The organism is Bacillus sp. 0909A (assembly GCF_036765115.1).
Lineage (GTDB): Bacteria > Bacillota > Bacilli > Bacillales > Bacillaceae > Bacillus > Bacillus mojavensis.
Genome location: NZ_JBAIZU010000003.1, coordinates 515,522 through 538,911, shown reverse-complemented (window position 1 = coordinate 538,911; position 23,390 = coordinate 515,522). Strand labels below are relative to the sequence as shown.

At 46.4% G+C, this 23,390-nt stretch carries 19 protein-coding genes and 3 pseudogenes; 16 read left to right on the top strand and 6 right to left on the bottom strand.

Annotated elements, in window-relative coordinates; all coding sequences use genetic code 11:
- Positions 1-24: 24 nt before the first annotated feature.
- Positions 25-165 (bottom strand): annotated as a pseudogene (locus V6D42_RS20350) (bacteriocin-like protein SboX).
- Positions 122-253: a subtilosin A gene (gene sboA / locus V6D42_RS12900; protein WP_003222002.1), complete on the bottom strand. Its 132-nt coding sequence runs from the start codon at positions 251-253 to the stop codon at positions 122-124. The pseudogene V6D42_RS20350 and the gene sboA overlap by 44 nt, the downstream one beginning before the upstream one ends.
- Before the next feature lie 311 nt (positions 254-564).
- Between sboA and V6D42_RS12895 the strand changes: the two genes are divergently transcribed.
- The 4 genes from V6D42_RS12895 to V6D42_RS12880 all read left to right on the top strand — a co-directional run bounded on the left by V6D42_RS12895 (position 565) and on the right by V6D42_RS12880 (position 4,808).
- A complete protein-coding gene (locus tag V6D42_RS12895; protein ID WP_333513467.1) occupies positions 565-993 on the top strand; it encodes a DUF1934 domain-containing protein in 429 nt (142 codons plus the stop codon).
- Positions 990-2,660: an arginine--tRNA ligase gene (gene argS, locus V6D42_RS12890; RefSeq protein WP_333513466.1), complete on the top strand. Its 1,671-nt coding sequence runs from the start codon at positions 990-992 to the stop codon at positions 2,658-2,660. Before V6D42_RS12895 ends, argS begins: the two co-directional genes overlap by 4 nt.
- Before the next feature lie 134 nt (positions 2,661-2,794).
- Positions 2,795-3,982 (top strand): nitrate/nitrite transporter, encoded by a 1,188-nt coding sequence (locus V6D42_RS12885; RefSeq protein ID WP_010332275.1) that lies wholly within the window; start codon positions 2,795-2,797, stop codon positions 3,980-3,982.
- 109 nt (positions 3,983-4,091) lie between these two features.
- A complete protein-coding gene (locus V6D42_RS12880; protein ID WP_010332274.1) occupies positions 4,092-4,808 on the top strand; it encodes a Crp/Fnr family transcriptional regulator in 717 nt (238 codons plus the stop codon).
- Between the two features lie 32 nt (positions 4,809-4,840).
- On the opposite strand, the gene V6D42_RS12875 is transcribed toward V6D42_RS12880, so the two are convergent.
- Positions 4,841-5,560, bottom strand: a complete 720-nt coding sequence (locus V6D42_RS12875) for a YwiC-like family protein (protein ID WP_333513465.1) — start codon at positions 5,558-5,560, stop codon at positions 4,841-4,843.
- Positions 5,561-5,702: 142 nt separating this feature from the next.
- On the opposite strand from V6D42_RS12875, the gene V6D42_RS12870 reads away from it, so the two are divergent.
- The 10 genes and pseudogenes from V6D42_RS12870 to V6D42_RS20340 form a co-directional block, all read left to right on the top strand.
- The gene (locus tag V6D42_RS12870; RefSeq protein ID WP_333513464.1) at positions 5,703-6,179 is read left to right on the top strand and encodes a Crp/Fnr family transcriptional regulator; all 477 of its coding nucleotides are present in this window, start codon (positions 5,703-5,705) and stop codon (positions 6,177-6,179) included.
- A gap of 145 nt (positions 6,180-6,324) precedes the next feature.
- Positions 6,325-10,011 (top strand): nitrate reductase subunit alpha, encoded by a 3,687-nt coding sequence (locus tag V6D42_RS12865; protein WP_333513463.1) that lies wholly within the window; start codon positions 6,325-6,327, stop codon positions 10,009-10,011.
- Positions 10,001-11,464: a nitrate reductase subunit beta gene (narH, locus tag V6D42_RS12860; RefSeq protein WP_333513462.1), complete on the top strand. Its 1,464-nt coding sequence runs from the start codon at positions 10,001-10,003 to the stop codon at positions 11,462-11,464. The genes V6D42_RS12865 and narH overlap by 11 nt, the downstream gene beginning before the upstream one ends.
- Positions 11,465-11,489: 25 nt before the next feature.
- Complete coding sequence (narJ, locus tag V6D42_RS12855) at positions 11,490-12,044, top strand: nitrate reductase molybdenum cofactor assembly chaperone (protein WP_333513461.1); 555 nt, start codon at positions 11,490-11,492, stop codon at positions 12,042-12,044.
- A complete protein-coding gene (gene narI / locus V6D42_RS12850) occupies positions 12,041-12,712 on the top strand; it encodes a respiratory nitrate reductase subunit gamma (protein WP_333513460.1) in 672 nt (223 codons plus the stop codon). Before narJ ends, narI begins: the two co-directional genes overlap by 4 nt.
- Positions 12,713-12,859: 147 nt before the next feature.
- Entirely contained in the window at positions 12,860-13,489 is a 630-nt protein-coding gene (locus V6D42_RS12845) for a YitT family protein (RefSeq protein WP_333513459.1), read from the top strand.
- 104 nt (positions 13,490-13,593) lie between these two features.
- The gene (gene cls, locus V6D42_RS12840; protein ID WP_333513458.1) at positions 13,594-15,096 is read left to right on the top strand and encodes a cardiolipin synthase; all 1,503 of its coding nucleotides are present in this window, start codon (positions 13,594-13,596) and stop codon (positions 15,094-15,096) included.
- Between the two features lie 88 nt (positions 15,097-15,184).
- Positions 15,185-16,912 (top strand): ABC transporter ATP-binding protein, encoded by a 1,728-nt coding sequence (locus tag V6D42_RS12835; RefSeq protein WP_333513457.1) that lies wholly within the window; start codon positions 15,185-15,187, stop codon positions 16,910-16,912.
- A 2-nt stretch (positions 16,913-16,914) separates the two neighbouring features.
- Positions 16,915-17,085, top strand: a pseudogene (locus V6D42_RS20345) (dihydrofolate reductase); the annotation flags it as partial.
- A 44-nt stretch (positions 17,086-17,129) separates the two neighbouring features.
- Positions 17,130-17,291: pseudogene (locus tag V6D42_RS20340) on the top strand (dihydrofolate reductase); the annotation flags it as partial.
- Positions 17,292-17,332: 41 nt separating this feature from the next.
- Here the strand turns inward: V6D42_RS20340 and V6D42_RS12825 are convergent.
- The 3 genes from V6D42_RS12825 to cls (V6D42_RS12815) all read right to left on the bottom strand — a co-directional run bounded on the left by V6D42_RS12825 (position 17,333) and on the right by cls (V6D42_RS12815) (position 19,860).
- The gene (locus tag V6D42_RS12825) at positions 17,333-17,605 is read right to left on the bottom strand and encodes a hypothetical protein (RefSeq protein ID WP_010332264.1); all 273 of its coding nucleotides are present in this window, start codon (positions 17,603-17,605) and stop codon (positions 17,333-17,335) included.
- Positions 17,606-17,685: 80 nt separating this feature from the next.
- The gene (gene uvsE, locus V6D42_RS12820; protein WP_333513456.1) at positions 17,686-18,648 is read right to left on the bottom strand and encodes a UV DNA damage repair endonuclease UvsE; all 963 of its coding nucleotides are present in this window, start codon (positions 18,646-18,648) and stop codon (positions 17,686-17,688) included.
- A gap of 12 nt (positions 18,649-18,660) precedes the next feature.
- Positions 18,661-19,860, bottom strand: a complete 1,200-nt coding sequence (cls, locus tag V6D42_RS12815) for a cardiolipin synthase (protein ID WP_333513455.1) — start codon at positions 19,858-19,860, stop codon at positions 18,661-18,663.
- 155 nt (positions 19,861-20,015) lie between these two features.
- Here cls (V6D42_RS12815) and V6D42_RS12810 point away from each other — a divergent pair, with 155 nt between their 5' ends.
- Together V6D42_RS12810 and acdA are read left to right on the top strand one after the other, a co-directional pair.
- Positions 20,016-22,133, top strand: coding sequence for a heterodisulfide reductase-related iron-sulfur binding cluster (locus V6D42_RS12810; RefSeq protein ID WP_333513454.1), 2,118 nt, complete (start codon positions 20,016-20,018; stop codon positions 22,131-22,133).
- A complete protein-coding gene (gene acdA, locus V6D42_RS12805; RefSeq protein WP_333513453.1) occupies positions 22,130-23,269 on the top strand; it encodes an acyl-CoA dehydrogenase AcdA in 1,140 nt (379 codons plus the stop codon). The genes V6D42_RS12810 and acdA overlap by 4 nt, the downstream gene beginning before the upstream one ends.
- The last annotated feature ends 121 nt before the right edge of the window (positions 23,270-23,390 follow it).

The window sequence follows — 23,390 nt, the reverse complement described above, 5'->3', positions numbered from 1 at the left end:
ATACATATGATTCAAATGTAAAAATCATTGTGTATGTATAACCAAGATGTAGATTTTAGTTAAATTTTGTATTTTAGTTAAAAAGGGCATAGTAAATTACTATGCCCTTTTCCGGAGAACCTTATCCCCAGAGACCGAATAGACCTGTTGCACCGGCAATTTCAAAATCAGGGATAGGGCCGTCCACTAAACAAGCGGCTCCGATTGAGCATGTTGCACAACCTTTGTTTTCTACAATGACAGCTTTTTTCATAATTGAATCCTCCCTTTTTTTGTTTTTCTAGCAGATCTTTGATGTACTTTTATATTAAAACTATCAAATTACCAATTCAATACATATATTTTGAAGAAAATGTGAATTGTAAACGGTAGAATTCGGAAAAATGTAATATTTCCTCAAGGTAATTAGTGGTATGATTTTCTCTTCTATAAAGGAATTGCTTTTTCTGAGGTTTATCTTCAAATCTGATGAGCAATGATGGTAAGATAGAAGCAGTTGAAGTTTACAAACCGAATGATTATACTATTCAAGTCAAAGTGGAAAGATGAAAAGGACGTGTCAGAATGAAGCAAGAGACACCGATAACAATCCATGTGAAATCTGTAGTCGAGGATGACGGAAACGAAGAAGTGATTGAATTCCGCACCACCGGATTTTACTATGTGAAACAGAATAAAGTGTATCTATCTTATTATGAAGAACACGACTTAGGCAAAGTGAAAACGATTGTGAAAGTAAGCGAAGGCGAAGTGCTTGTCATGAGATCAGGCGCTGTCAAAATGAACCAGCGTTTCGTACCTGGAGCTTCCACAATCGCCAAATATAAAATGTCATTTGGTGAGCTTGAGCTGAAAACGAGCACAAAATCAATTCAATCTGATCTCGGCGAAGAACAAGGCCGTATCAGTATCGCATATGATATGCATGTCGGAGACGAGCAGCAGCATTTACATAATATGACGATTACGTATGAGGGAGGAACTCACGCATGAACATTGCGGAACAAATGAAGGACGTGCTGAAAGAGGAAATTAAAGCAGCCGTTCTGAAAGCGGGACTGGCTGAAGAAAGCCAGATTCCTAACGTCGTTTTAGAAACACCGAAGGATAAAACACACGGCGATTATTCAACAAATATGGCGATGCAGCTGGCGAGAATCGCAAAAAAAGCGCCGCGCCAAATCGCTGAGGAGATTGTCACTTCTTTTGATAAAGGAAAGGCTTCTATTGAAAAGCTTGATATCGCCGGTCCTGGTTTTATCAATTTCTATATGGACAATCAATATTTAACGAAGCTGATCCCTTCTGTACTGGAAGCGGGAGACGCGTATGGAGAAACAAACATCGGAAACGGTGAACGCGTTCAAGTCGAATTCGTATCTGCAAATCCGACGGGCGACCTTCACTTAGGCCACGCGCGCGGTGCGGCTGTCGGCGATTCCTTGTGCAATGTGCTTGCAAAAGCGGGTTATGATGTGAGCCGCGAATATTACATTAACGATGCCGGAAACCAGATTAACAACCTGGCGCTTTCTGTGGAAGTCCGTTACTTTGAAGCGCTCGGCTTGGAAAAACCGATGCCGGAGGACGGCTATCGCGGCGAGGATATCGTTTCAATCGGAAAGCGTATCGCTGAGGAATACGGCGACCGTTTCGTCAACGAAGAAGAAAGCGAACGCCTTGCATTTTTCCGTGAGTATGGTTTGAAATACGAGCTGGAAAAGCTTCGCGTAGACTTGGAGAACTTCCGCGTGCCGTTTGACGTGTGGTATTCTGAAACCTCACTGTACCAAAACGGAAAAATCGATAAAGCGCTGGACGCGCTGCGTGAGAAAGGCCATGTCTATGAGGAAGACGGTGCGACTTGGTTCCGTTCCACAACGTTCGGTGATGACAAAGACCGCGTACTGATCAAAAAGGACGGCACATACACATACCTGCTTCCTGATATCGCGTACCATAAGGACAAGCTTGACCGCGGCTTTGATAAGCTGGTCAACGTATGGGGCGCTGACCATCACGGCTACATCCCGCGTATGAAAGCGGCAATCGAAGCGCTTGGCTATGAAAAAGGAACGTTGGAAGTAGAAATCATTCAGCTCGTGCACCTTTACAAAAACGGTGAGAAAATGAAAATGAGCAAACGGACGGGGAAAGCGGTAACGATGCGCGACCTGATTGACGAAGTCGGCTTGGATGCCGTGCGTTATTTCTTCGCGATGCGCAGCGCTGACACGCATATGGATTTTGACTTGGATCTTGCTGTATCAACATCTAACGAAAACCCTGTGTATTATGCGCAATACGCACATGCCCGCATTTGCAGCATGCTTCGCCAAGGGGAAGAACAAGGACTCACACCGGCGGCGGATCTAGATTTCAGCCCTATTCAATCAGAAAAAGAATATGATCTGCTGAAAACAATCGGCGGCTTCCCAGAGGCAGTGGCGGAAGCGGCGGAAAAACGAATTCCGCACCGTGTGACGAATTATATTTATGACTTGGCTTCAGCTCTGCACAGCTTCTATAATGCGGAGAAAGTCATCGACCCTGAAAACGAAGAGAAAAGCCGTGCGCGCTTAGCTTTAATGAAAGCAACGCAAATCACGCTGAACAACGCGCTTCAATTGATCGGCGTATCGGCTCCTGAAAAAATGTAATCATGCTGAAAGGACAAAGCCAGAGGGCTTTGTCCTTTTTTTGTTACAGAATCGTGTGATATAGTTCACAATCTTCTTCACCGAGTTTTTGTATGATAAGGCTGATTATTGAATCAGTGAAAGGGGCAAGCCGAATGATTAACCGTCAACACTTTCAATTATCGCTGCAGTCATTGAGCTTGGTGGCAGGGTTTATGGTTTGGGTGCTGATTTCGTCACTTATCTCCCAGATCACATTAGATATTCATTTGAGCAAAGGCGAAATTTCCTTGGTAACGGCCATACCCGTTATATTAGGATCGCTTCTCCGCATTCCGTTGGGATATTTGACCAACAGGTTTGGCGCGCGGATCATTTTTATGATCAGCTTTATATTGCTTTTATTCCCTGTATTTTGGATCAGTATCGCAGATTCTCTGTTTGATTTAATCGCGGGCGGTTTTTTCTTAGGGATTGGGGGAGCCGTTTTTTCCATTGGGGTTACATCTCTTCCGAAGTACTATCCTAAAGAAAAACATGGCGTTGTAAACGGTATATACGGCGCCGGGAATATCGGAACCGCGATCACTACATTTGCAGCTCCCGTGATTGCACAAGCGGCGGGGTGGAAAAGTACGGTGCAAATGTATATGGTCCTGTTGGCTTTATTTGCTTTGCTGCACTTTTTCTTCGGTGACCGGCATGAGAAGAAAGTGAAGGTGTCCGTAAAGACTCAAATCAAAGCTGTTTACCGAAATCATGTGCTGTGGTTTCTGAGTCTCTTTTATTTTATTACGTTTGGCGCTTTTGTTGCGTTTACAATCTATCTGCCAAACTTTCTTGTTGAACAGTTTGATCTGAGTCCTGCGGATGCCGGGCTGCGGACGGCAGGTTTTATTGCTGTATCCACGCTGCTCAGGCCGGCGGGCGGGTGGCTGGCTGATAAAGTGAGTCCGCTCCGCATCCTGATGTTTGTCTTTGCCGGCCTGACATTATCAGGCGTGATCCTGTCGTTTTCGCCGACGATCGGCATTTATGCCTTTGGGGCGTTAACGGTTGCGGTGTGCTCAGGGATTGGAAACGGGACGGTTTTTAAACTGGTTCCTTTCTATTTTTCTAAACAGGCGGGAATTGCCAACGGAGTTGTGTCTGCCATGGGCGGATTAGGCGGTTTTTTCCCTCCGCTGATCCTAGCGAGTGTATTTCAGGCGACGGGACAATACGCCATCGGATTTATGGCGCTTTCGGAAGTCGCGTTAGCAAGCTTTGTCATTGTCATATGGATGTATTGGCAGGAAAGAATGAAAACACATACAGAGAGAAGCGGGCACAGCGTAAACTGAAGGGCCGCCAGCGACTGGGAATTCACGAGATTGTAAGTTTTTTCTGAAAAGCACAAATGATTTCACGTTACAATAAATACACAACGTGACTTTTCTTCGAGGTGAGCTCATGAACTTTCTCTCTGTTCGAACATCTGATAAGGATCTTATTTCCAGTGATCTTCATCAATTGCTGGAATCCATCAGCACAAAAAGAAAAATCGAAAAACACACATACCTGTTTCGAGAAGGAATGGATGCAGAAGAGCTTTATCTGATTCAATCAGGACTCATTGAAATCGGGAAGCTAACGTCTGACGGCAAAGACCTGACGCTTAGAATCTGCCAAAAAAATGATATTGTCGGTGAATTAACACTTTTCACAGAAGAACCGAGATATATGCTCAGTGCAAAAGTGCTGGAGGATGGCGAAGTGCTTGTCATCAATAAAGGCAGACTTGAAAAGGAACTAATCCACAATGGTGCTTTGACATTTGAATTTATGAAATGGATGAGCACCCATTTGCGCAAAATTCAATCCAAAATCAGAGACCTTCTTCTTCATGGCAAAAAAGGGGCACTCTATTCCACCCTTATCCGCTTGTCAAACAGCTATGGAGTGAACCGGAGTGACGGCATTCTCATTAACATTGCCCTGACAAACCAAGATTTGGCGAAATTTTGCGCGGCGGCAAGAGAGAGCGTCAACCGCATGCTGGGTGATCTCCGCAAACAAGGGGTTATTTCAATAGAGGAATCCGGAAAGATTGTACTGCATCAGCGGGACTATTTACGGTGTGAGATTGAATGCGAACATTGCCCGTTAGAGATTTGCAATATTGATTAAGTGGAAACAAGGACAGCAATATGTCCTTGTTTTTATCTTGTTAGCCAAATGCACATGATGGCGAAAAAGAAGCACGCATTGACGATTTCAAGAATGCCGATCGTCTGAACAGGCCACTTCTTTCCGTGAAAAAACCAAGCACGCAAACTGCTGGGGATAAAGGCGAGAACGGCCCAGCCCGCCCCGAAAGCTGCGGAGAGTAAGGGGAGGAGCAGGTGATAGCCCCACGACCAGTAGGCAAATACTCGATTATTCTTCTCCCGGATCACCGACTTCACATAAAATGAACTTCCGATAAAAAACAAAGAAGATTGTGCAAAAATAAACCATGCCCAGCCGTCAAGAGTTTCCGTCCCCAGCCAGCAGCTGGCGAATCCGCCTGCACAAAAGAAAAAGACGCCCGCAAAATCATTCAGCAGCGCTCGTTCATTTTTTCGCCTTGCATAATACACATGAATGAGAAACAGCGGAAGCAAAGAAAAGGCAAGCCAGATAAAAGACGGCTTATGGATGACAGCGGCAAGCAAAAAGCTGCAGGCTGGAACACTGTAATAAAATATCCACTTTTGATAGGGTTTGACTTGTTTCTTTTTTAATGCCAGCGTAACAGGATAAACAGCCAAATAAAGAAACAGCCAGCCTAAAAATAGGGGAATATGCCAAAGATCCGCTCCTCCCTTCACCATACCGAGGCAAAATGGAATGAGCAGCATGGCCCAAGCGCCGTGCTGCTTCGGAATAAGCGCCTTCATCGAACACTCCTTTCTTGTTTCATTATAAAAGCGACAATACCGCCAATAAGTGACATTCATCATATCATCTGTGAAATACATCACTGCTGTTATGGATCGGCCGGGCTACACTAAAGCTATCCTTAGCACAGGAGGCTTCCCTATGAATCAGTGTGACTATTTATTTTTTTTGAAACAACTTCCTATGTTTAATGAAGTGCCTCTACCCATTGTCGAAACATTGCTGAATAACGGGACGTTTATCCGCGGGTCATGTGATCAGGATCCATCTTTTCTCCATTCTCAATCCATTTATATTGTACTAAAAGGCAGTATACGTTTTATTGACAGCAGGCTGCCTGAAGGGTCGCAAACCGTTGCGCTTTGGGAAAAAGGCGATGTGTTTCCCGTCGATCAAAAAGGCGGGCTGTTCTTATCTCCATTCATTTCAGTCCGCGCATCCGAAGACATTCTTATGCTCAATATCCCTTTTTACATATTTAAAAAAATCATGTCCTATTACCCGAAGCTGCAGATGAATTTTCTGGTGATGCTCCAGCAAAATGTCTTTTTCTCTTATGAGCTGTTTTTGCGCTATCTGCATAGATCTCAGGATGAAAACGCTAAGCCCGATTCCTAATAGGAATCGGGTTTTTTGATCGTCCTTCTTCCTCATGTGAACTTTCTGTGAAAAAAGGGAAGTGTGTGACATAGTTCACAAGGAAACATCCTGCCTCTGTATATAGTGAACTTAGAATACCTGACTCGGAAGGAGTGAAATATTCATGAAAAAAAAGAAAATGAGTCCGCTGGTTAGGAGATTAAACTATTTCTCTCCTATTGAGCATCAATCAAATAAACATAGCCAAACAACCTATGAAGATCGTGATTGGGAGAATATATACAGAAACAGATGGCAGTACGATAAAGTCGTCCGCTCTACCCACGGCGTCAACTGCACAGGGTCCTGCAGCTGGAATATTTACGTGAAAAACGGCATCGTCACGTGGGAAGGGCAAAACCTGAATTATCCGTCAACCGGCCCGGATATGCCTGATTTCGAACCGAGAGGCTGTCCGCGAGGGGCCAGTTTTTCATGGTATATCTACAGCCCACTCCGTGTGAAATATCCATACGTGCGCGGTGTGCTGATCAATTTGTGGCGGGAAGCATTGCAGGCTCATCAAAACCCTTTGGAAGCATGGAAATCGATTGTTGAAAATCCGGATAAAGCGAAGTCCTATAAACAGGCGCGGGGAAAAGGCGGTTTTGTGCGCGCTGAATGGCCGGAGGTACTGAAGCTGATTTCAGCCTCTCTGCTCTATACAGTCATGAAATACGGGCCTGACCGGAATGTCGGCTTTTCTCCGATTCCGGCCATGTCCATGATCAGCCACGCGTCAGGCTCGCGGTTTATGTCTTTGATTGGCGGCCCTATGCTCAGTTTTTATGATTGGTATGCGGATCTTCCGCCGGCATCCCCGCAAATCTGGGGCGACCAGACAGACGTCCCGGAAAGCAGTGATTGGTACAACTCAGGCTATATCATCACATGGGGCTCCAATGTCCCGCTCACAAGGACGCCTGATGCGCACTTTTTGGCAGAAGCGCGCTATAAAGGGGCAAAAGTCATCTCAATCAGCCCGGATTTCGCGGAATCCTCAACATTTGCGGATGACTGGCTGAGCATTCGCCAGGGAACAGACGGCGCGCTTGCGATGGCGATGGGGCATGTGATCTTGCAGGAGTTTTACGTTAATCAGAAGACAGAGCGTTTCATAGAGTACGCAAAGCAATACACGGATTTCCCGTTCTTTGTCACTCTAACTAAAGAGGATGGCGTGTATACAGCCGGGCGTTTTCTTCATGCAAAGGACATCGGGCGGCAGACGGGGCATGATCAGTGGAAGCCTGCGGTGTGGAATGAACGTACAAGCGCATTCGCGATCCCGCAAGGAACAATGGGCTCCCGCTGGGACGGCCAAAAGAAATGGAACCTGCACATGATAGATGAAGAAACAGGCGAACCGATTGAACCTCGGCTCTCAGTGCACGGCATAGAGGACGAGATCGGCACGGTTCGAATCCCTTATTTCTCAAATGAGGGAAACAGAGTGCTTGAGCGAGACCTGCCGATTAAAAAACTGGCCAGGGACAATGAAGATGTGTATGTCACAACCGTGTTTGACTTGATTTTGGCTAACTACGGCGTGAATCGGGGGATCGGGGAGAAATCAGCCTGCTCGTATGACGATCCTGAGCCGTTTACGCCAGCCTGGCAGGAGCAGGTGACAGGAATCAAAAAAGAAGCCGTCATTAAGATAGCCAGAGAGTTTGCCCAAAATGCGATCGATACAGAGGGCCGTTCCATGATTATTGTAGGAGCGGGTATTAATCACTGGTTCAATTCCGATACGATATACCGCGCTGTGTTAAATCTTGTGTTATTAGTAGGCGCCCAAGGCGTAAACGGCGGAGGCTGGGCTCATTATGTCGGTCAGGAAAAACTTCGCCCTGCTGAAGGCTGGCAGACGATCGCCAACGCTAAGGATTGGGAGGGGGCGCCAAAGCTGCAAAACGGCACTTCATTTTTCTACTTTGCGACAGATCAGTGGCGCTACGAGGATCAGCCGGTCAGTGACTTGGCATCACCGATCGCGGCATCCTCCCGCTACAAGCATCACGCTGACTACAACGTGCTGGCGGCAAGACTCGGGTGGCTTCCGTCTTATCCGACATTTGATAAAAACGGAATTGACCTGTACAAAGAAGCTGAAAAAGCGGGTGCAACAACACCTGAAGACGTTGGTGCGTACGTGGCCTCACAGCTTCAAGAGAAAAAACTAAAATTCACCATTGAAGATCCTGACAATGAAGCGAACTTTCCGAGAAACCTGTTCGTGTGGAGAGCAAATCTGATTTCCAGTTCGGGAAAAGGACATGAATATTTTCTCAAGCATCTCTTGGGAACGACAAACGGTTTGATGAATGACGACAGCGACAGCATCCGTCCTGAAGAAATCAAATGGCGCGAGCAGGCTCCGGAAGGAAAGCTCGATTTGTTAATCAATCTTGATTTCCGAATGGCCGGTACCGCGCTGTATTCTGATATCGTGCTTCCAGCGGCGACATGGTATGAAAAACACGATCTCAGCAGCACCGATATGCACCCGTTCATTCATCCTTTTGCTCCGGCGATCTCAGCTCCGTGGGAATCGAAGTCAGACTGGGATATTTTCAAGGCGCTGTCTAAAGCCGTTTCTGATCTGGCAGAAGAAGTCGATATGGACCCGGTGAAAGAAGTAGTCGCGACGCCGCTCCTTCACGACACCATGCAGGAATTGGCCCAGCCGTTCGGCAAAATCAAGGACTGGAGCAAAGGCGAATGTGAAGCCGTCCCGGGGAAAACGATGCCGAACATTCAAGTCGTTGAAAGGGACTACAAGCAAATTTATCATAAAATGACTGCGCTCGGCCCAAACGCCGCCTTAAAACCGAGCGGAACAAAAGGCATGAGCTGGTCAATTGCCGATGAATATGAATCACTCAAAAAGAGATTGGGAGAAATCACCTCGGACAGCGTTGCAAAGGGGTGTCCGAATATAAGTGAAGCAAAGCAGGCGGCAGAAGCGATTTTAACCCTATCGTCGACTTCTAATGGGAAAGTCGCCGTGAAAGCATGGGAATCACTTGAAAACATCACAAACCTGGAGCTGAAAGACCTGGCGGAAGAGCGGGAAGAAGAATGCTTTACATTCGAACAAATCACGGCTCAGCCAAAAACGGTGATCACATCTCCGGCATTTACAGGCTCTGAAAAAGGCGGGCGCAGGTACTCGCCGTTTACGACGAACGTAGAAAAATTTATTCCGTGGCGAACACTGACCGGAAGGCAATCTTATTATGTCGATCATGAACTGATGATGGAATTCGGGGAAACGATGGCGACCTTTAAACCGATCCTCCAGCATCGCCCTTTCTTAAGCAAGCGGCCTGATCAAGAGGGCAAAGAAATTGTCCTCAATTATTTGACGCCGCATAATAAATGGTCTGTCCACAGCATGTATTTTGATTCCTTGCCGATGCTTACGCTATTCCGCGGAGGGCCGACCGTGTGGATGAATAAAGATGATGCGGGGGATGCGGATATCAAAGACAACGAATGGATTGAATGCTTTAACCGAAATGGGGTTGTCGTAGCGAGAGCGGTGCTGTCTCACCGGATACCAAAAGGAATGGCGTTTATGCATCATGCCCAAGACCGCCATATCAACGTGCCCGGCACAAAACTGACCAATAACCGCGGAGGCACCCATAACAGTCCGACAAGAATTCACGTCAAGCCGACACAGATGATCGGCGGTTATGCCCAGCTCAGCTACGGCTTTAACTACTACGGACCTACGGGGAATCAGCGCGATCTGAATGTGGTCATCCGCAAGCTGAAGGAGGTCGATTGGCTTGAAGATTAAAGCGCAAATCGGAATGGTCATGAACTTAGATAAATGCATCGGCTGCCACACGTGCAGCGTAACCTGCAAAAACACATGGACAAACCGTTCCGGTGCCGAATATATGTATTTCAATAATGTAGAAACAAAGCCGGGTATCGGCTACCCAAAGCAATGGGAGGATCAGGACAAATATAAAGGCGGCTGGACTTTAAAAAAAGGAAAGCTCGAGCTGAAATCAGGCCCGAAAACCAACCGCCTTGCAAATCTTTTCTATAATCCGAATCAGCCAACCATTGATGATTACTACGAGCCTTGGAACTATGATTATGAAACGCTGACTAACAGTCCGCAGAAAAAACACCAGCCTGTAGCGCGGCCAAAATCGTCGCTGACGGGAGATTTTATGAATATTGAATGGGGGCCGAACTGGGAGGATGATCTGGCGGGCGGCCACATTACGGGACTTGAAGATCCAAACGTTCAAAAGATGGAGGAATCGATCAAGACAGAATTCGATGAGGTTTTTATGATGTATCTTCCGCGTATCTGCGAGCATTGCATCAACCCTGCATGTGTCTCGTCCTGCCCGTCTGGCGCGATGTATAAACGTGAGGAAGACGGTATTGTACTCGTGGATCAAAACGCATGCCGGTCATGGAGATATTGTGTCTCGTCCTGCCCTTATAAAAAAGTCTATTTTAACTGGCAAACAAACAAAGCGGTAAAATGCACCCTTTGCTTTCCGCGTTTGGAGGCGGGACTGCCGACCATCTGCTCTGAGACATGCGTGGGGAGAATCCGTTATTTGGGCGTCATGCTGTATGACGCGGATAAGGTGGAGGAAGCGGCATCTGCTGAAAATGAAAAGGATCTCTATCATTCTCAATTAGAAGTGTTTCTTGATCCGAATGATCCCGAGGTTGCTAAACAAGCAAAAGAACAGGGCATCCCGACAGAATGGATAGAGGCTGCGCAGCAATCGCCCATTTATAAGATGATCATCGACTGGAAAATTGCCCTGCCGCTTCATCCGGAGTATCGGACATTGCCGATGGTTTGGTACATTCCACCTTTGAGCCCGATCATGAATGTCTTTGAAGGAGAGGGAAGCCGGCAAACAGCGGAAGACATTTTTCCGGCTATTGACCAAATGAGAATTCCGATTGACTATTTGGCGCAGCTATTAACGGCCGGTGATACGGATCATATTCGGTCGACATTAAAGAAAATGTCTGTCATGCGCCAGTATATGAGATCGGTCCAGACAAATAAATCCATCGACCCGGCACTGATCTCCAGTGTCGGTTTAACAGAACAGCAAATTGAAGACATGTATCGGCTGCTTGCGATTGCCAAATATGATGACCGCTTTGTGATTCCGAGCAGCCACCGTGAAGACATTTCTGATTTATACACTGAACAAGGGAGCTGCGGCTTATCATTTTCCGGCGGCCCGGGCTCTTGTTTCTAACTTTTGATAAATGAGGTGTAAACACATGAACACCACAGATCGGCAAATCGCATTCTCTGCTCTTTCCTGTCTTCTTTCGTATCCGGATGAAGAGTGGAGGACTGAGCTTCCCGATTGGAAGGCTCTGATTCATGAAATCGGCAATCGGCAAATCCGTGAGAAGCTGCTGCGCTTTTTAGAGGCGTTAGCCTGTTTTTCACCAGAAGCACTGATTGAACACTATGTCTATACGTTTGACTTCGGGAAAAAAACGAATATGTACGTCACTTACTTTCATTCAGGTGAGCAAAGAGAACGCTGCGTTGAATTGCTGCATTTAAAAAACACATACCAGCAATCAGGCTTCCTGCAGACTGACAAAGAGCTGCCTGATTACCTGCCGCTTATGCTGGAATTTGCAGCGGTTGCGGAGATTGAAGCAGCGAGAAGCGTGTTTGAGAAATATAGGTCCAATGTGAGGGAACTGGCATCCCGCCTCGAAAAAAATAAGAGCATTTATGCTGAGCTGCTGCACGTGCTGCTGGCCGCGCTGGAAAACATCGGCGTGCGTGAAAGCGTTGAAGGGGCTGTTCAGGCATGAGCGGGCAGATCCTGTGGGGCGTAATGCCATACATTGTTTTGACGATCTTTATCGGCGGCCATATTTACCGCTACCAGCATGACCAATTTGGCTGGACGGCGAAATCAAGCGAGCTGTTAGAAAAGAAAAAACTCGCTGCGGGCAGCATACTTTTTCACTGGGGCATGCTGTGCGTTATCGGCGGCCATCTCATGGGAATTCTGATGCCGGAAGCCTTATACACCTCCATTGGCATTTCAGAGCATGTTTATCACAAAATGGCGATTAGCGCAGGCCTGCCGGCGGGGATTGCGGCATGTACCGGACTTTTCATTCTGACGTACAGAAGGCTGTTTGACAAAAGAATCCGCAAAACCAGTTCGCCATCGGATATCCTTATCCTCATCCTGCTGCTGTTCATGATGTTGACAGGTGTTGCCGCCACGTTTCTCAACATCGATTCGAGAGGATTTGATTATCGGACAACAATCGGGCCGTGGTTCAGGGAGATCTTTTTGTTCAGGCCTGACGCCTCCTTGATGGAGAGTGTCCCCCTATGGTTTAAGTTTCATATCATGATAGGATACATCGTCTTTATCCTGTGGCCGTTTACGAGATTGGTTCACGTGTTCAGTCTGCCGCTCAAGTATCTGACACGAAGCTATGTCGTGTATCGGAAACGCTTGTAAACATCCCCCCTCAAAGAGGGGGGGTTTATGATAAATCGTTTGATGCAAAAATAACATAAGATATTTTCTGCCAAGGTAATGGCTGGGCAGCCAGGAATCCTGTTATGTTTGTATTTGGACATAACATGTGAAAAAGGAGATTGAAGAATGAAGCGGATGTTACTCATTTTCACTGCTTGTCTTATGACAGGCGCCGGGGTCCTGACACTCAGACATTCTCACGTATTAACCGGCGGGACAGCCGGACTGTCACTAAGCCTGACATACTTGTTTCACTCCTCGTTTGCCATAATCTTCTTTCTGATCAATATCCCGTTTTATGTATTTTCTCTCATTAGAATGGGCATCAAATTCACCTTATCCACTGTATTTGCAGTCACAGCGCTGACTCTGTTTACAAGCGTTGATCACTGGCTGCCGTCTGTCTCTTTTTCACCGTTTGCCGGCGCGATTTGCGGCGGAGCATTGATTGGGTTCGGCCTGTCGCTCATGTTTTATCATCAGGCATCCCTTGGCGGCGCTAATATTCTCGCTTTATTTCTGCAAAAGCGCTATGGATGGAATCCGGGTACGGTTAATTTCCTTTTCGATTTTGGTGTAGTGCTGGTCGGCATTGTCTCCGTCGGATTGCTGAAAGGGCTCTTCTCTTTGGTGTCGATTGCGGTCACGGGCCTGATCGTCAGCTTTTTCAAAAATAAAATCAAAAGCAGCTACTCCCTCAATCCGGCCTTGCTCCAGAACATCACACCCGGCCAATCACAGGAAGCATCATCATAAGCCTTTCCGCCCCGTGTGCGGAGAGGCTTTTTTCATAGAAAGGTTTAAAGGTTAGAAATAAGAGGAAATACGAAGGTAATCGGATCGGATTGGAGAGGGGACAAATGCTGAAAAGGAGACTGGAGTTTTTCTTTTTATATATCATGCTCATTGGGGCATACATCATATGGGTTTTTCCGGTTTCCAGACTTGAGTTTTACGGAGGATTGCTTTGCTATGCCGGCATTATTTTGTTCAGCATTTACTCGTTAATCCTTGAAAACCGAACATCGCAGCACACGCTGTTATGGATACATATTCTTGTCTTTTTTCCGATCGCGGGCTACATGTTTTATCTGTTTTCTGGACAGCTGTATGTAAAAGGAAAGCTGTTTAAAACAAAACGAATGTACAACAGGGAGAAGCTTCGAAAGCAGTTTGACATGGAGGAAACGCCTGAAGTGACCGGATTGAAGGACAATCAAGAAAGGTTTTTTACCTATTCCATCAGGGCTTCACATTTGAATATCAACACGAAAAGCAAGGTAAAGGTTTTGAAAAACGGGGAAGAAACCTTTCCTGATATTTTCAAAGCAATGCGGAAAGCAAAATCTTATCTGCATATCGAATACTATATGTTCAAATCGGACATGCTTGGCCGCGGCATGATGGAGATTATGATGGAGAAGGCGCGTCAGGGTGTCGAGGTGCGTTTTTTGTATGACGCTGCGGGTAGCATCAAATTGGCAAGTAGAGATATTATGAAAATGAGAAAAGCGGGCGTGGACATCATTCCTTTTTCTCCGCTGAAATACGGGTTCTTCAATCAAAAATTAAATTTTCGAAATCACCGTAAAATCGTGATCATAGATGGGAAAATCGGCTTTGTCGGCGGATTGAATGTCGGGAAGGAATATATCAGCAGAGACCCGGGCATCGGTTTTTGGAGAGATACTCATCTGCGGCTGGAAGGAGAAATTGTGCAAACGCTTCACGCCATCTTTATGCTGGATTGGGAATATGTCTCTAATGAAGTGTTAATTGATCAAAAAGAATACAATACGCCAGTTCCCGTGGAGGGAGGAGGCATTTATCAAATCGTCGCGACAGGGCCTGACATGAAGGAGAGCATGAGTGACCTCTACTATGAAATGATCTCTACAGCGCAGAAATCTGTGTGGATTGCCACACCTTATTTTGTACCGAATGAATCCATCCGCACGGCTTTGAAAGCCGCGGCGACAAAAGGGGTCCAGGTGCGGATTATGGTGCCGGAGACGAATGACAGCTTTTTAACGCAATACGCGTCGAGATCGTATTTCCCTGAGCTGCTTCTAGAGGGGATTGAGGTGTATTCATATCAAAAAGGCTTCATGCATCAAAAAGTGATGATCATTGACGGCGATATCGCCTCAGTCGGAACCGCAAATATGGATATGCGCAGCTTTCAGCTCAATTTTGAGGTGAATGTTTTCTTCACGGATGCCGAAGCGATCCGCACCCTGGAAGACCACTTCGAAGAGGATATGATGGAAAGTGAGAAACTTAGTCCTGTCGGTTTTTATAAAAGAGGAATGGCTGATCGGACAAAGGAGTCAGTTGCCCGTCTCTTTTCAAGCGTTCTGTAAGAAAAAAGAAATACTGTCTTTTCATACAGCCCGTGTATAGTATAATTGAGAAATCTTATCAGTTATTGATGCATTGGGGGAAGATAAAGTGCTGCGGCAATTTTTTGCGTATTATAAACCATATAAAACATTGTTCTTTCTCGACTTTTTCTCGGCGATCGCAGGAGGCTTAATGGAGCTGAGTTTTCCTTTGATCGTTAACTATTTCATTGATACCTTGCTTCCGGGGAGAGACTGGGGCCTGATCATCGCGACCTCAATCGGATTGTTTGTCGTTTACGCGCTCAGCTCGGCTCTCCAATATGTCGTCACGTATTGGGGGCATATGCTCGGAATCAATATCGAAACCGATATGAGAAAATCGCTATTTGACCATCTGCAAAAGCTGTCCTTCAAATTTTATGACAACAACAAGACGGGAACGTTAATGTCGAAGCTGACGAACGATTTAATGTACATCGGCGAAGTCGCCCATCACGGTCCAGAAGATTTGTTCATCGCCATTATGACGATTCTCGGGGCGTTCGGGGTTATGCTGTTTATTAACTGGCAGCTGGCATTGCTGACGTTTATTATCATGCCGATTGTCATTTGGCTGGCGCTTTACTTCAACAAAAAAATGACCAAAGCGTTTACGACGCTGAACAAGGATATCGGAGACTTCAGCGCGCGGGTAGAAAATAATATCGGCGGCATCCGGCTCGTTCAGGCGTTCGGCAATGAATCGTTTGAAAAAGAGCGCTTCGCTGTCAACAATCAGCGGTTCCGGATCACTAAGCTGTCATCCTATAAAATCATGGCGAAAAACGGTTCCATCAGCTATATGCTGACACGGTTTGTCACGCTGTTTGTCCTCTTATGCGGAACATGGTTTGTGATTCGCGGCTCCTTGTCATACGGAGAATTTGTAGCGTTTGTGCTGTTAACAAATGTCCTGTTTCGGCCGATTGACAAAATTAACGCCATTATTGAAATGTATCCGAGGGGAATTGCCGGCTTTAAAAGCTACATGGAGCTGATGGAGACAGAGCCGGATATTCAGGATTCTCCTGAGGCGAGAGACGTTTCCGGGCTGAAAGGCGATATCTGCTATCAGCATGTTTCGTTTGGCTATGATGAGAATCAACATGTCCTTCATGACATTAACCTGACCATACGGGCGGGGGAAACGGTAGCGTTTGTCGGACCGTCTGGAGCGGGGAAATCAACGCTTTGCAGTCTGCTTCCGCGCTTTTATGAAGCATCGGAGGGCGACATTACCATTGATGGCGTCAGTATTCAAGACATGACGCTGTCTTCCTTGCGCGGGCAGATTGGCGTTGTACAGCAGGACGTTTTCTTATTCTCGGGCACGCTGAGAGAGAATATTGCATATGGCCGTTTGGGCGCATCAGAAGAGGAAATCTGGCAAGCTGTAAAGCAGGCTCACTTAGAAGAACTCGTCAATAACATGCCGGATGGATTGGACACCGTCATCGGAGAGCGCGGCGTAAAGCTTTCTGGCGGGCAAAAGCAGCGCCTTTCAATTGCGAGGATGTTCTTGAAAAATCCATCTATCCTGATTCTCGATGAAGCAACTTCTGCTCTTGATACAGAAACAGAAGCGGCGATCCAAAAGGCGCTTCAAGAATTGTCGGCGGGGCGCACGACGCTGGTGATCGCCCACAGACTGGCGACGATCAAACACGCGGACAGAATTGTCGTCGTGACAAAAAACGGTATCGAGGAACAGGGGCGGCATCAGGAACTGATCGAAGCCGGCGGTATTTACAGCAGACTGCATCATGCACAGTTCGGAGAGATGGTGCAGCAATAGGAGGCAAAGGTGATAACGGGTAGAGTGAATTTTATCAGACCGTTGGTACTGTTATATTAGGACGGAGCACATATGAACATATTAATATTCTCATACCCAATATTCCGTACGGGGATAAAACATGCTGCGTTTTACGGGAACGCCCGACAGCTATCATGATGAATCCGTGACCGTTTATCAGTGAAGACATCAGGCATTCACCTGCTGCTTAACATCTTTGAAAGAGGACGCCATCGACGATTTCATCATCACTGTTATTCCCGTTGTAATAGGGAGCGGCATCCCGCTGTTTCATGAACAAAATACCGAAAAAAAGCTGCGTTTACCCGATATGAAACGATTTGGACAGGCGGTGCAGCTCCATGATAAACGAGCATAAGGAAAAGGATAGACATCACTGTCTATCCTTTTTTATGTAAGTTAGAGCGCTTCTCTCTCAGCGGGCTCGATCATATTCTGAAACTTTTCAACCAGCTGAGATGCTTTTGTCCCTTCAACCACAATCAGATATTCCTTTTCATTATGAGCCATGCGGAATGTTTCTAGCTCGATTAAGCTTTTGATTTTGCACATCGTTTTCTTTGAGTAAATATAAACCTCGTGGCTTCCGGAATGGCACATTTTATAAAGATGAATCAAATTTCTTAAAGTGAATGCCTGTGCGGCTACCTTTAGAGACTTGATGTTTTTCATGTTCTTTCTCCTCCATCGATTCTTGTCTTATATAGCGTATGTTCCCAATGTGTACAAATTGTAAACCTGTTTTTTTATACTTATGTTTTCCATTGCAGAGCGCCGCCGCCAATCCGTTTCACGCCGCGGATTGAGCTCAATTCATCCATCAGCCGGAGAAGCGCCTTGTCCTTCTGTTTCGCCTCGATCATAAAATCAATATTGGTTCCCCATTGCCTGAAGCGCTCCAAAAGCGGCAGCAAAAAGTTGGCGTCTACATAATCCGCATGGCTGCGCACCGCTTGCTCCGACTTCGGGGAGGAAAGATGGACCTTCGGCTGCAATCCGATACGCTGCCATGTGTTGATCATCCGCGGAAGTGCTTCATTCAGGTCTGCGTGATCATCAGAGTTGGCGTAAAAATGATGAAAATCAAAGACAAACGGAACATTCTCTAGCTCACAGACCTGAAGCGTCTCTTCCGTGGTATACGTTTTATCGTCATTTTCCAGCGTCATCCGCTGCTTGATCTCTTGTGGCAGCAGTTTTATGTTTTGATGAAATTGTTTCAGAGCGTTTTCTTTGTTTCCGTAAGCGCCGCCGATATGGATGTTGATAATCGAGCGGTCTGCAATCCCCATTGCTTCAAGCATGCGGTAGTGATAAGCCATATCGGTTACTGCATTTTTTGTAATAGATTCCTTAGGGCTCGTAAACAGGGTAAATTGGTTAGGATGAAAGCTTGTGCGCAAATTGTATTTTTTCACAAGCTCCCCAATCTCACGGAACTCCTTGCGAAATGGCGTCACAAAGTCCCACATCACGTCGGGATGAGTGGCCAGCGGCACAATTGAACTGGAAAAACGGTACAATGGAATATCGTGGCCGATGATATAGTGAAGGGTTCTCATTGTATTGCGCAAGTTTGCTTCCGTCACAGCCAAAAGGGCTCCTTTTCTCTCATCCTCGGGCAGCTTTGAATAACGGGCGAATGTCAGTGTTTTGGCGGGAGACGCATCCCAAAGGCTCATCGCATTTGAAACGAACCCGAATCTGAAAATCATAGGAACTCTCCTTTATAAAAAATAAGATAATGCTTTACCGAGCCATTCCGCCGGGCGCTGCCTGAACGTGCGCTTTTTGAAATTTTCTTTTGTCAGCAGGTCCGACTTTTTAATATCCTCTTCAATCGTGGCATAGACTTCTTTTGTAAATGCAACATCATCTATTTCAACGTTTACCTCTTCATTTAAAAACAGGCTTCGCTGATCAAAATTGGCTGTGCCGATCATGCTGAAGTGATCGTCAATGATCAAGGCTTTCACATGATAAAACCCTTGGTAAAAACGGTAGATGAGACAGCCGGCATCAAGCAGCTCCGAATAATATGTAAAAGCAGCTTCTCTGACCAGAGGGTGATCAGATTTCATGGGCACAATCAACGTAACGTCCACACCGTTTTTTCTTGCTTTGACCAAAGCCTGCTGAAGCGGTTTAGTCGGAATATAATAAGGCGTGCAAATCGTAATGCGCTCTCTCGCCTGTGCGATATTCGCCAAATATATTTTTTCAAGAGCATAGCCGTCAGTCGCATAAATCTTATGAGGGATATTCCCTTGCGGAAGCTCGGGCCAAACATCCGGACCCAGTTCGGCTGATCCGGTATTTCGTTTCAGGTCGGCTGTAAAAAGCGTTTGAAGATCGCGGACACCTTCGCCCGTCATACGCAGATGATAATCCTCCCAATTGCCGAACTTCGCCTTCTTGCCAAGGTATTCCTCACCAATGTTAAACCCGCCGACATAGCCGACTTTTCCGTCTATCACAGCAATTTTCCGATGATTTCGTTTTTGTATATGAAAAAAGAAATAAGGGAAACGGGGCCGGTTCAGAAAATGAACGTGAACGCCGGCGTTTTTCATCGTCTCCAGCGCCGGTTTTTTTATTTTTTGGCTGCCCGACCAATCCAGAAGCAAATAAACCGAAACACCGGCCTGGGCTTTTGTTTTCAGCAGTGTAAACATATTGTGGCTGACCTCATCGTTTTTCATAATGAAAAACATCACGTGAACAGAAGAGACGGCATCGCGTATATCTTGCATCATCCGTTCAACAAGGTCAGCGCCGCAGTGAATTAATTCGATATCACTTTTCTTTTTTGAAAAAACAGGCTCGTACGCTTTCTTTCTGTAAGCGGCGCGGCCCATAAAGATATCCAGCAGGATTAAAGCCAAAAGTATGATGACAATAATGAGAATCACGAAAAATACCTTCATCCCGGCACTCCTTTCCGTAGTAGTAGATATTGTGCCCGAACAGCGGGAATTTAATTATTGACTGAACACTCATTCATTATTTATCATAAAGATAACCTTATACAGATTCTGGGGCAGGGGATCACGGTCTTCATCAGTAAAAAGGGGGAATTGGAATGAGCGGCTTTCTTATTGTCAATGCATTATTATTTCTGATTGTAACCGCTTACGCTGTTTATTTGTTTGTCTATTTGGTCAAAACAAGGGTTGCTTACATCAGGCTTGGCCAAAAGGAACAATTCGATAAGCGGATCAAGGAACGGCTTCAGGCCATATGGGTGAATGTATTCGGACAGAAAAAACTGCTCAAGGATAAGAAAAGCGGGATCATTCACGTCATGTTTTTCTACGGCTTTATATTGGTTCAGTTCGGAGCGATTGATTTTATCATCAAAGGGCTGGTTCCGGATCAAAATCTGCCGCTTGGCCCAATCTATCCCGCCTTCACTTTTTTTCAGGAAATCGTTACGTTTCTGATCTTAGTTGCGGTTGGCTGGGCATTTTACAGACGGTATATCGAAAAGCTCGTCAGGCTGAAACGAGGCTTTAAAGCTGGACTTGTTCTCATTTTTATCGGCGGTTTAATGCTAACGGTTTTACTAGGGAACGCAATGAATCTGATCTGGCATGATCACGGGCTTTCTTGGAGCGAGCCAATTGCCTCAGGAATCGCGTTTCTGCTTGGCGGCATCGGGGAGACGGGTGCTGCGGTGATTTTCTATATCGCATGGTGGATGCACCTCCTGTTTTTACTGAGCTTTTTAGTGTATGTGCCGCAGTCAAAGCACGCTCATTTAATTGCCGGTCCTGCCAACGTCTTTTTCAGCAGACTTGAAGCGTCCGGAAAGCTCGAAAAAATTGATTTCACTGACGAAACAAAAGAAAGCTACGGAGCAGGAAAAATTGAGGATTTCAGGCAGTCCCAGCTGATTGATCTGTATGCGTGTGTCGAGTGCGGCCGCTGTACCAATATGTGCCCTGCGACAGGCACCGGAAAAATGCTGTCGCCGATGGATTTAATTTTACGCCTCAGGGACCACCTCACAGAAAAAGGTGCTGCCGTCACTTCGCGCTCGCCATGGGTGCCGGCTGCAGCATTCAGCCATACGAGAGGGAACCAGCTGGCAGTGGCAGCCTCAGGGAGCGGATCGCAGGAAGCCGCCGCCGCACTTGATTACAATCCGAGCTTGATCGGCGACGTCATTACCGAAGAAGAAATTTGGGCCTGCACCACTTGCCGAAACTGTGAAGATCAGTGCCCCGTCATGAACGAGCATGTTGATAAAATTATCGATCTCCGCCGCTATCTCGTGCTGACTGAAGGAAAAATGGACAGTGACGCACAGCGGGCAATGACGAGTATTGAGCGACAGGGCAATCCGTGGGGCCTCAACCGCAAGGAACGTGAAAATTGGCGCGACGCAGCTCCAGATGCCGAGATTCCGACAGTAAAAGAATTAAAAAAAGAGGAAAAAGAATTCGAATATCTTTTCTGGGTCGGTTCCATGGGTTCGTACGACAACAGAAGCCAAAAGATCGCCATCTCCTTTGCGAGACTGCTGAACCAAGCAGGTGTGACCTTTGCGATCCTCGGCAACAAAGAAAAAAATTCAGGGGACACCCCGCGCCGCCTCGGAAATGAATTTTTATTTCAAGAACTGGCCGAAAAGAATATCTCGGAATTTGAAAAAAATAATGTGAAAAAAATCGTTACGATTGACCCGCACGCATACAATTTATTTAAAAACGAATATCCTGATTTCGGCTTTGAAGGCGAAGTGTATCATCATACGGAAGTGCTGGCCGATCTGGTGAAGAACGGGAAACTAAAACCGCAGCACCCAGTTCATGAAACGATCACCTTCCACGACTCGTGCTATTTGGGACGGTACAACGAAGTCTATGATCCGCCGAGAGAGATTCTAAAAGCCATTCCGGGTGTGCAGCTTATTGAAATGGAGAGAAACCGGGAAACCGGCATGTGCTGCGGTGCTGGCGGTGGCTTAATGTGGATGGAGGAAGAGTCAGGAAACAGGATTAATGTCGCCAGAACAGAGCAAGCGCTGGCAGTCAATCCATCGGTAATCAGCTCCGGCTGTCCGTACTGCCTCACGATGCTTGGGGACGGCACAAAGGCAAAAGAAGCGGAAGATCGTGTCAAAACGTATGATGTCGCGGAGCTTCTGGCTCAATCTGTCTTGGGCGCTGATATGACAATGGGGGAAAAGCGATGAATTTTTCATTAACAGAAGAACACGAAATGATTCGGAAATTGGTTCGTGATTTTGCGAAGCATGAGGTTGCACCGACAGCGGCAGAACGTGACGAACAAGAACGCTTCGATCGTGACCTGTTTCGGGAAATGGCGGATTTGGGATTAACAGGGATTCCGTGGCCTGAAGCTTATGGCGGAATCGGAAGTGACTACCTGGCTTATGTTATAGCGGTGGAGGAACTGTCAAAAGTCTGCGCCTCCACCGGCGTGACGCTTTCAGCCCATATTTCACTTTGCGGCTGGCCGCTGTTTACATTTGGCACAGAAGAACAAAAGTCAGAATACTTAACACAGCTGGCGCTTGGGCAGAAAATCGGGGCTTTCGCTTTGACTGAAGCAGGCTCCGGTTCAGACGCCGGCGGGATGAAAACAACCGCTGAGCGAATCGGTGATGACTATGTATTAAACGGATCAAAAGTGTTTATCACAAACGGCGGCGCCGCTGATATTTATATTGTATTTGCAGTCACTGACGCTGAAAAAAAGAAAAAAGGCATTTCTGCTTTTATTGTTGAAAAGGATTTTGAAGGATTTTTGACAGGCAAGAAAGAAAAGAAACTAGGCATCCGTTCTTCTCCGACAACAGAAATCATCTTCGAAGACTGTGTCGTTCCCGCAGAAAATCTTCTCGGTGAAGAAGGAGAAGGCTTCAAAATCGCGATGAAGACGCTGGACGGGGGAAGAAACGGCATCGCGGCACAGGCTGTTGGCATCGCCCAGGGAGCGCTTGATGCGGCGCTTCAATACGCAAAAGAAAGAAAACAGTTCGGCAAATCGATCGCCGAGCAGCAGGGCATAGCTTTTAAACTTGCAGATATGGCGACAATGATAGAAGCTTCAAGGCTATTGACCTACCAAGCGGCATGGCTGGAATCGTTAGGCCTTCCGTATGGAAAAGCCTCCGCCATGTCCAAACTGCTGGCAGGGGATACGGCGATGAAGGTGACGACCGAAGCTGTGCAGATTTTCGGCGGCTATGGCTATACGAAGGATTATCCGGTAGAACGCTATATGCGCGACGCGAAAATTACGCAAATCTACGAAGGCACCCAAGAAATTCAAAGGCTGGTTATCTCCAGAATGCTCGCAGAATAAGGGAAAATATCTATTAGTCGGATCACTCTTGTAAAATTATTTAAATTAACGCTGTTAAGGGTAGCATATTCTGTTTTATTTTGTTTATAATGAGAGGTATGGTTTGTATAAGAACGATACA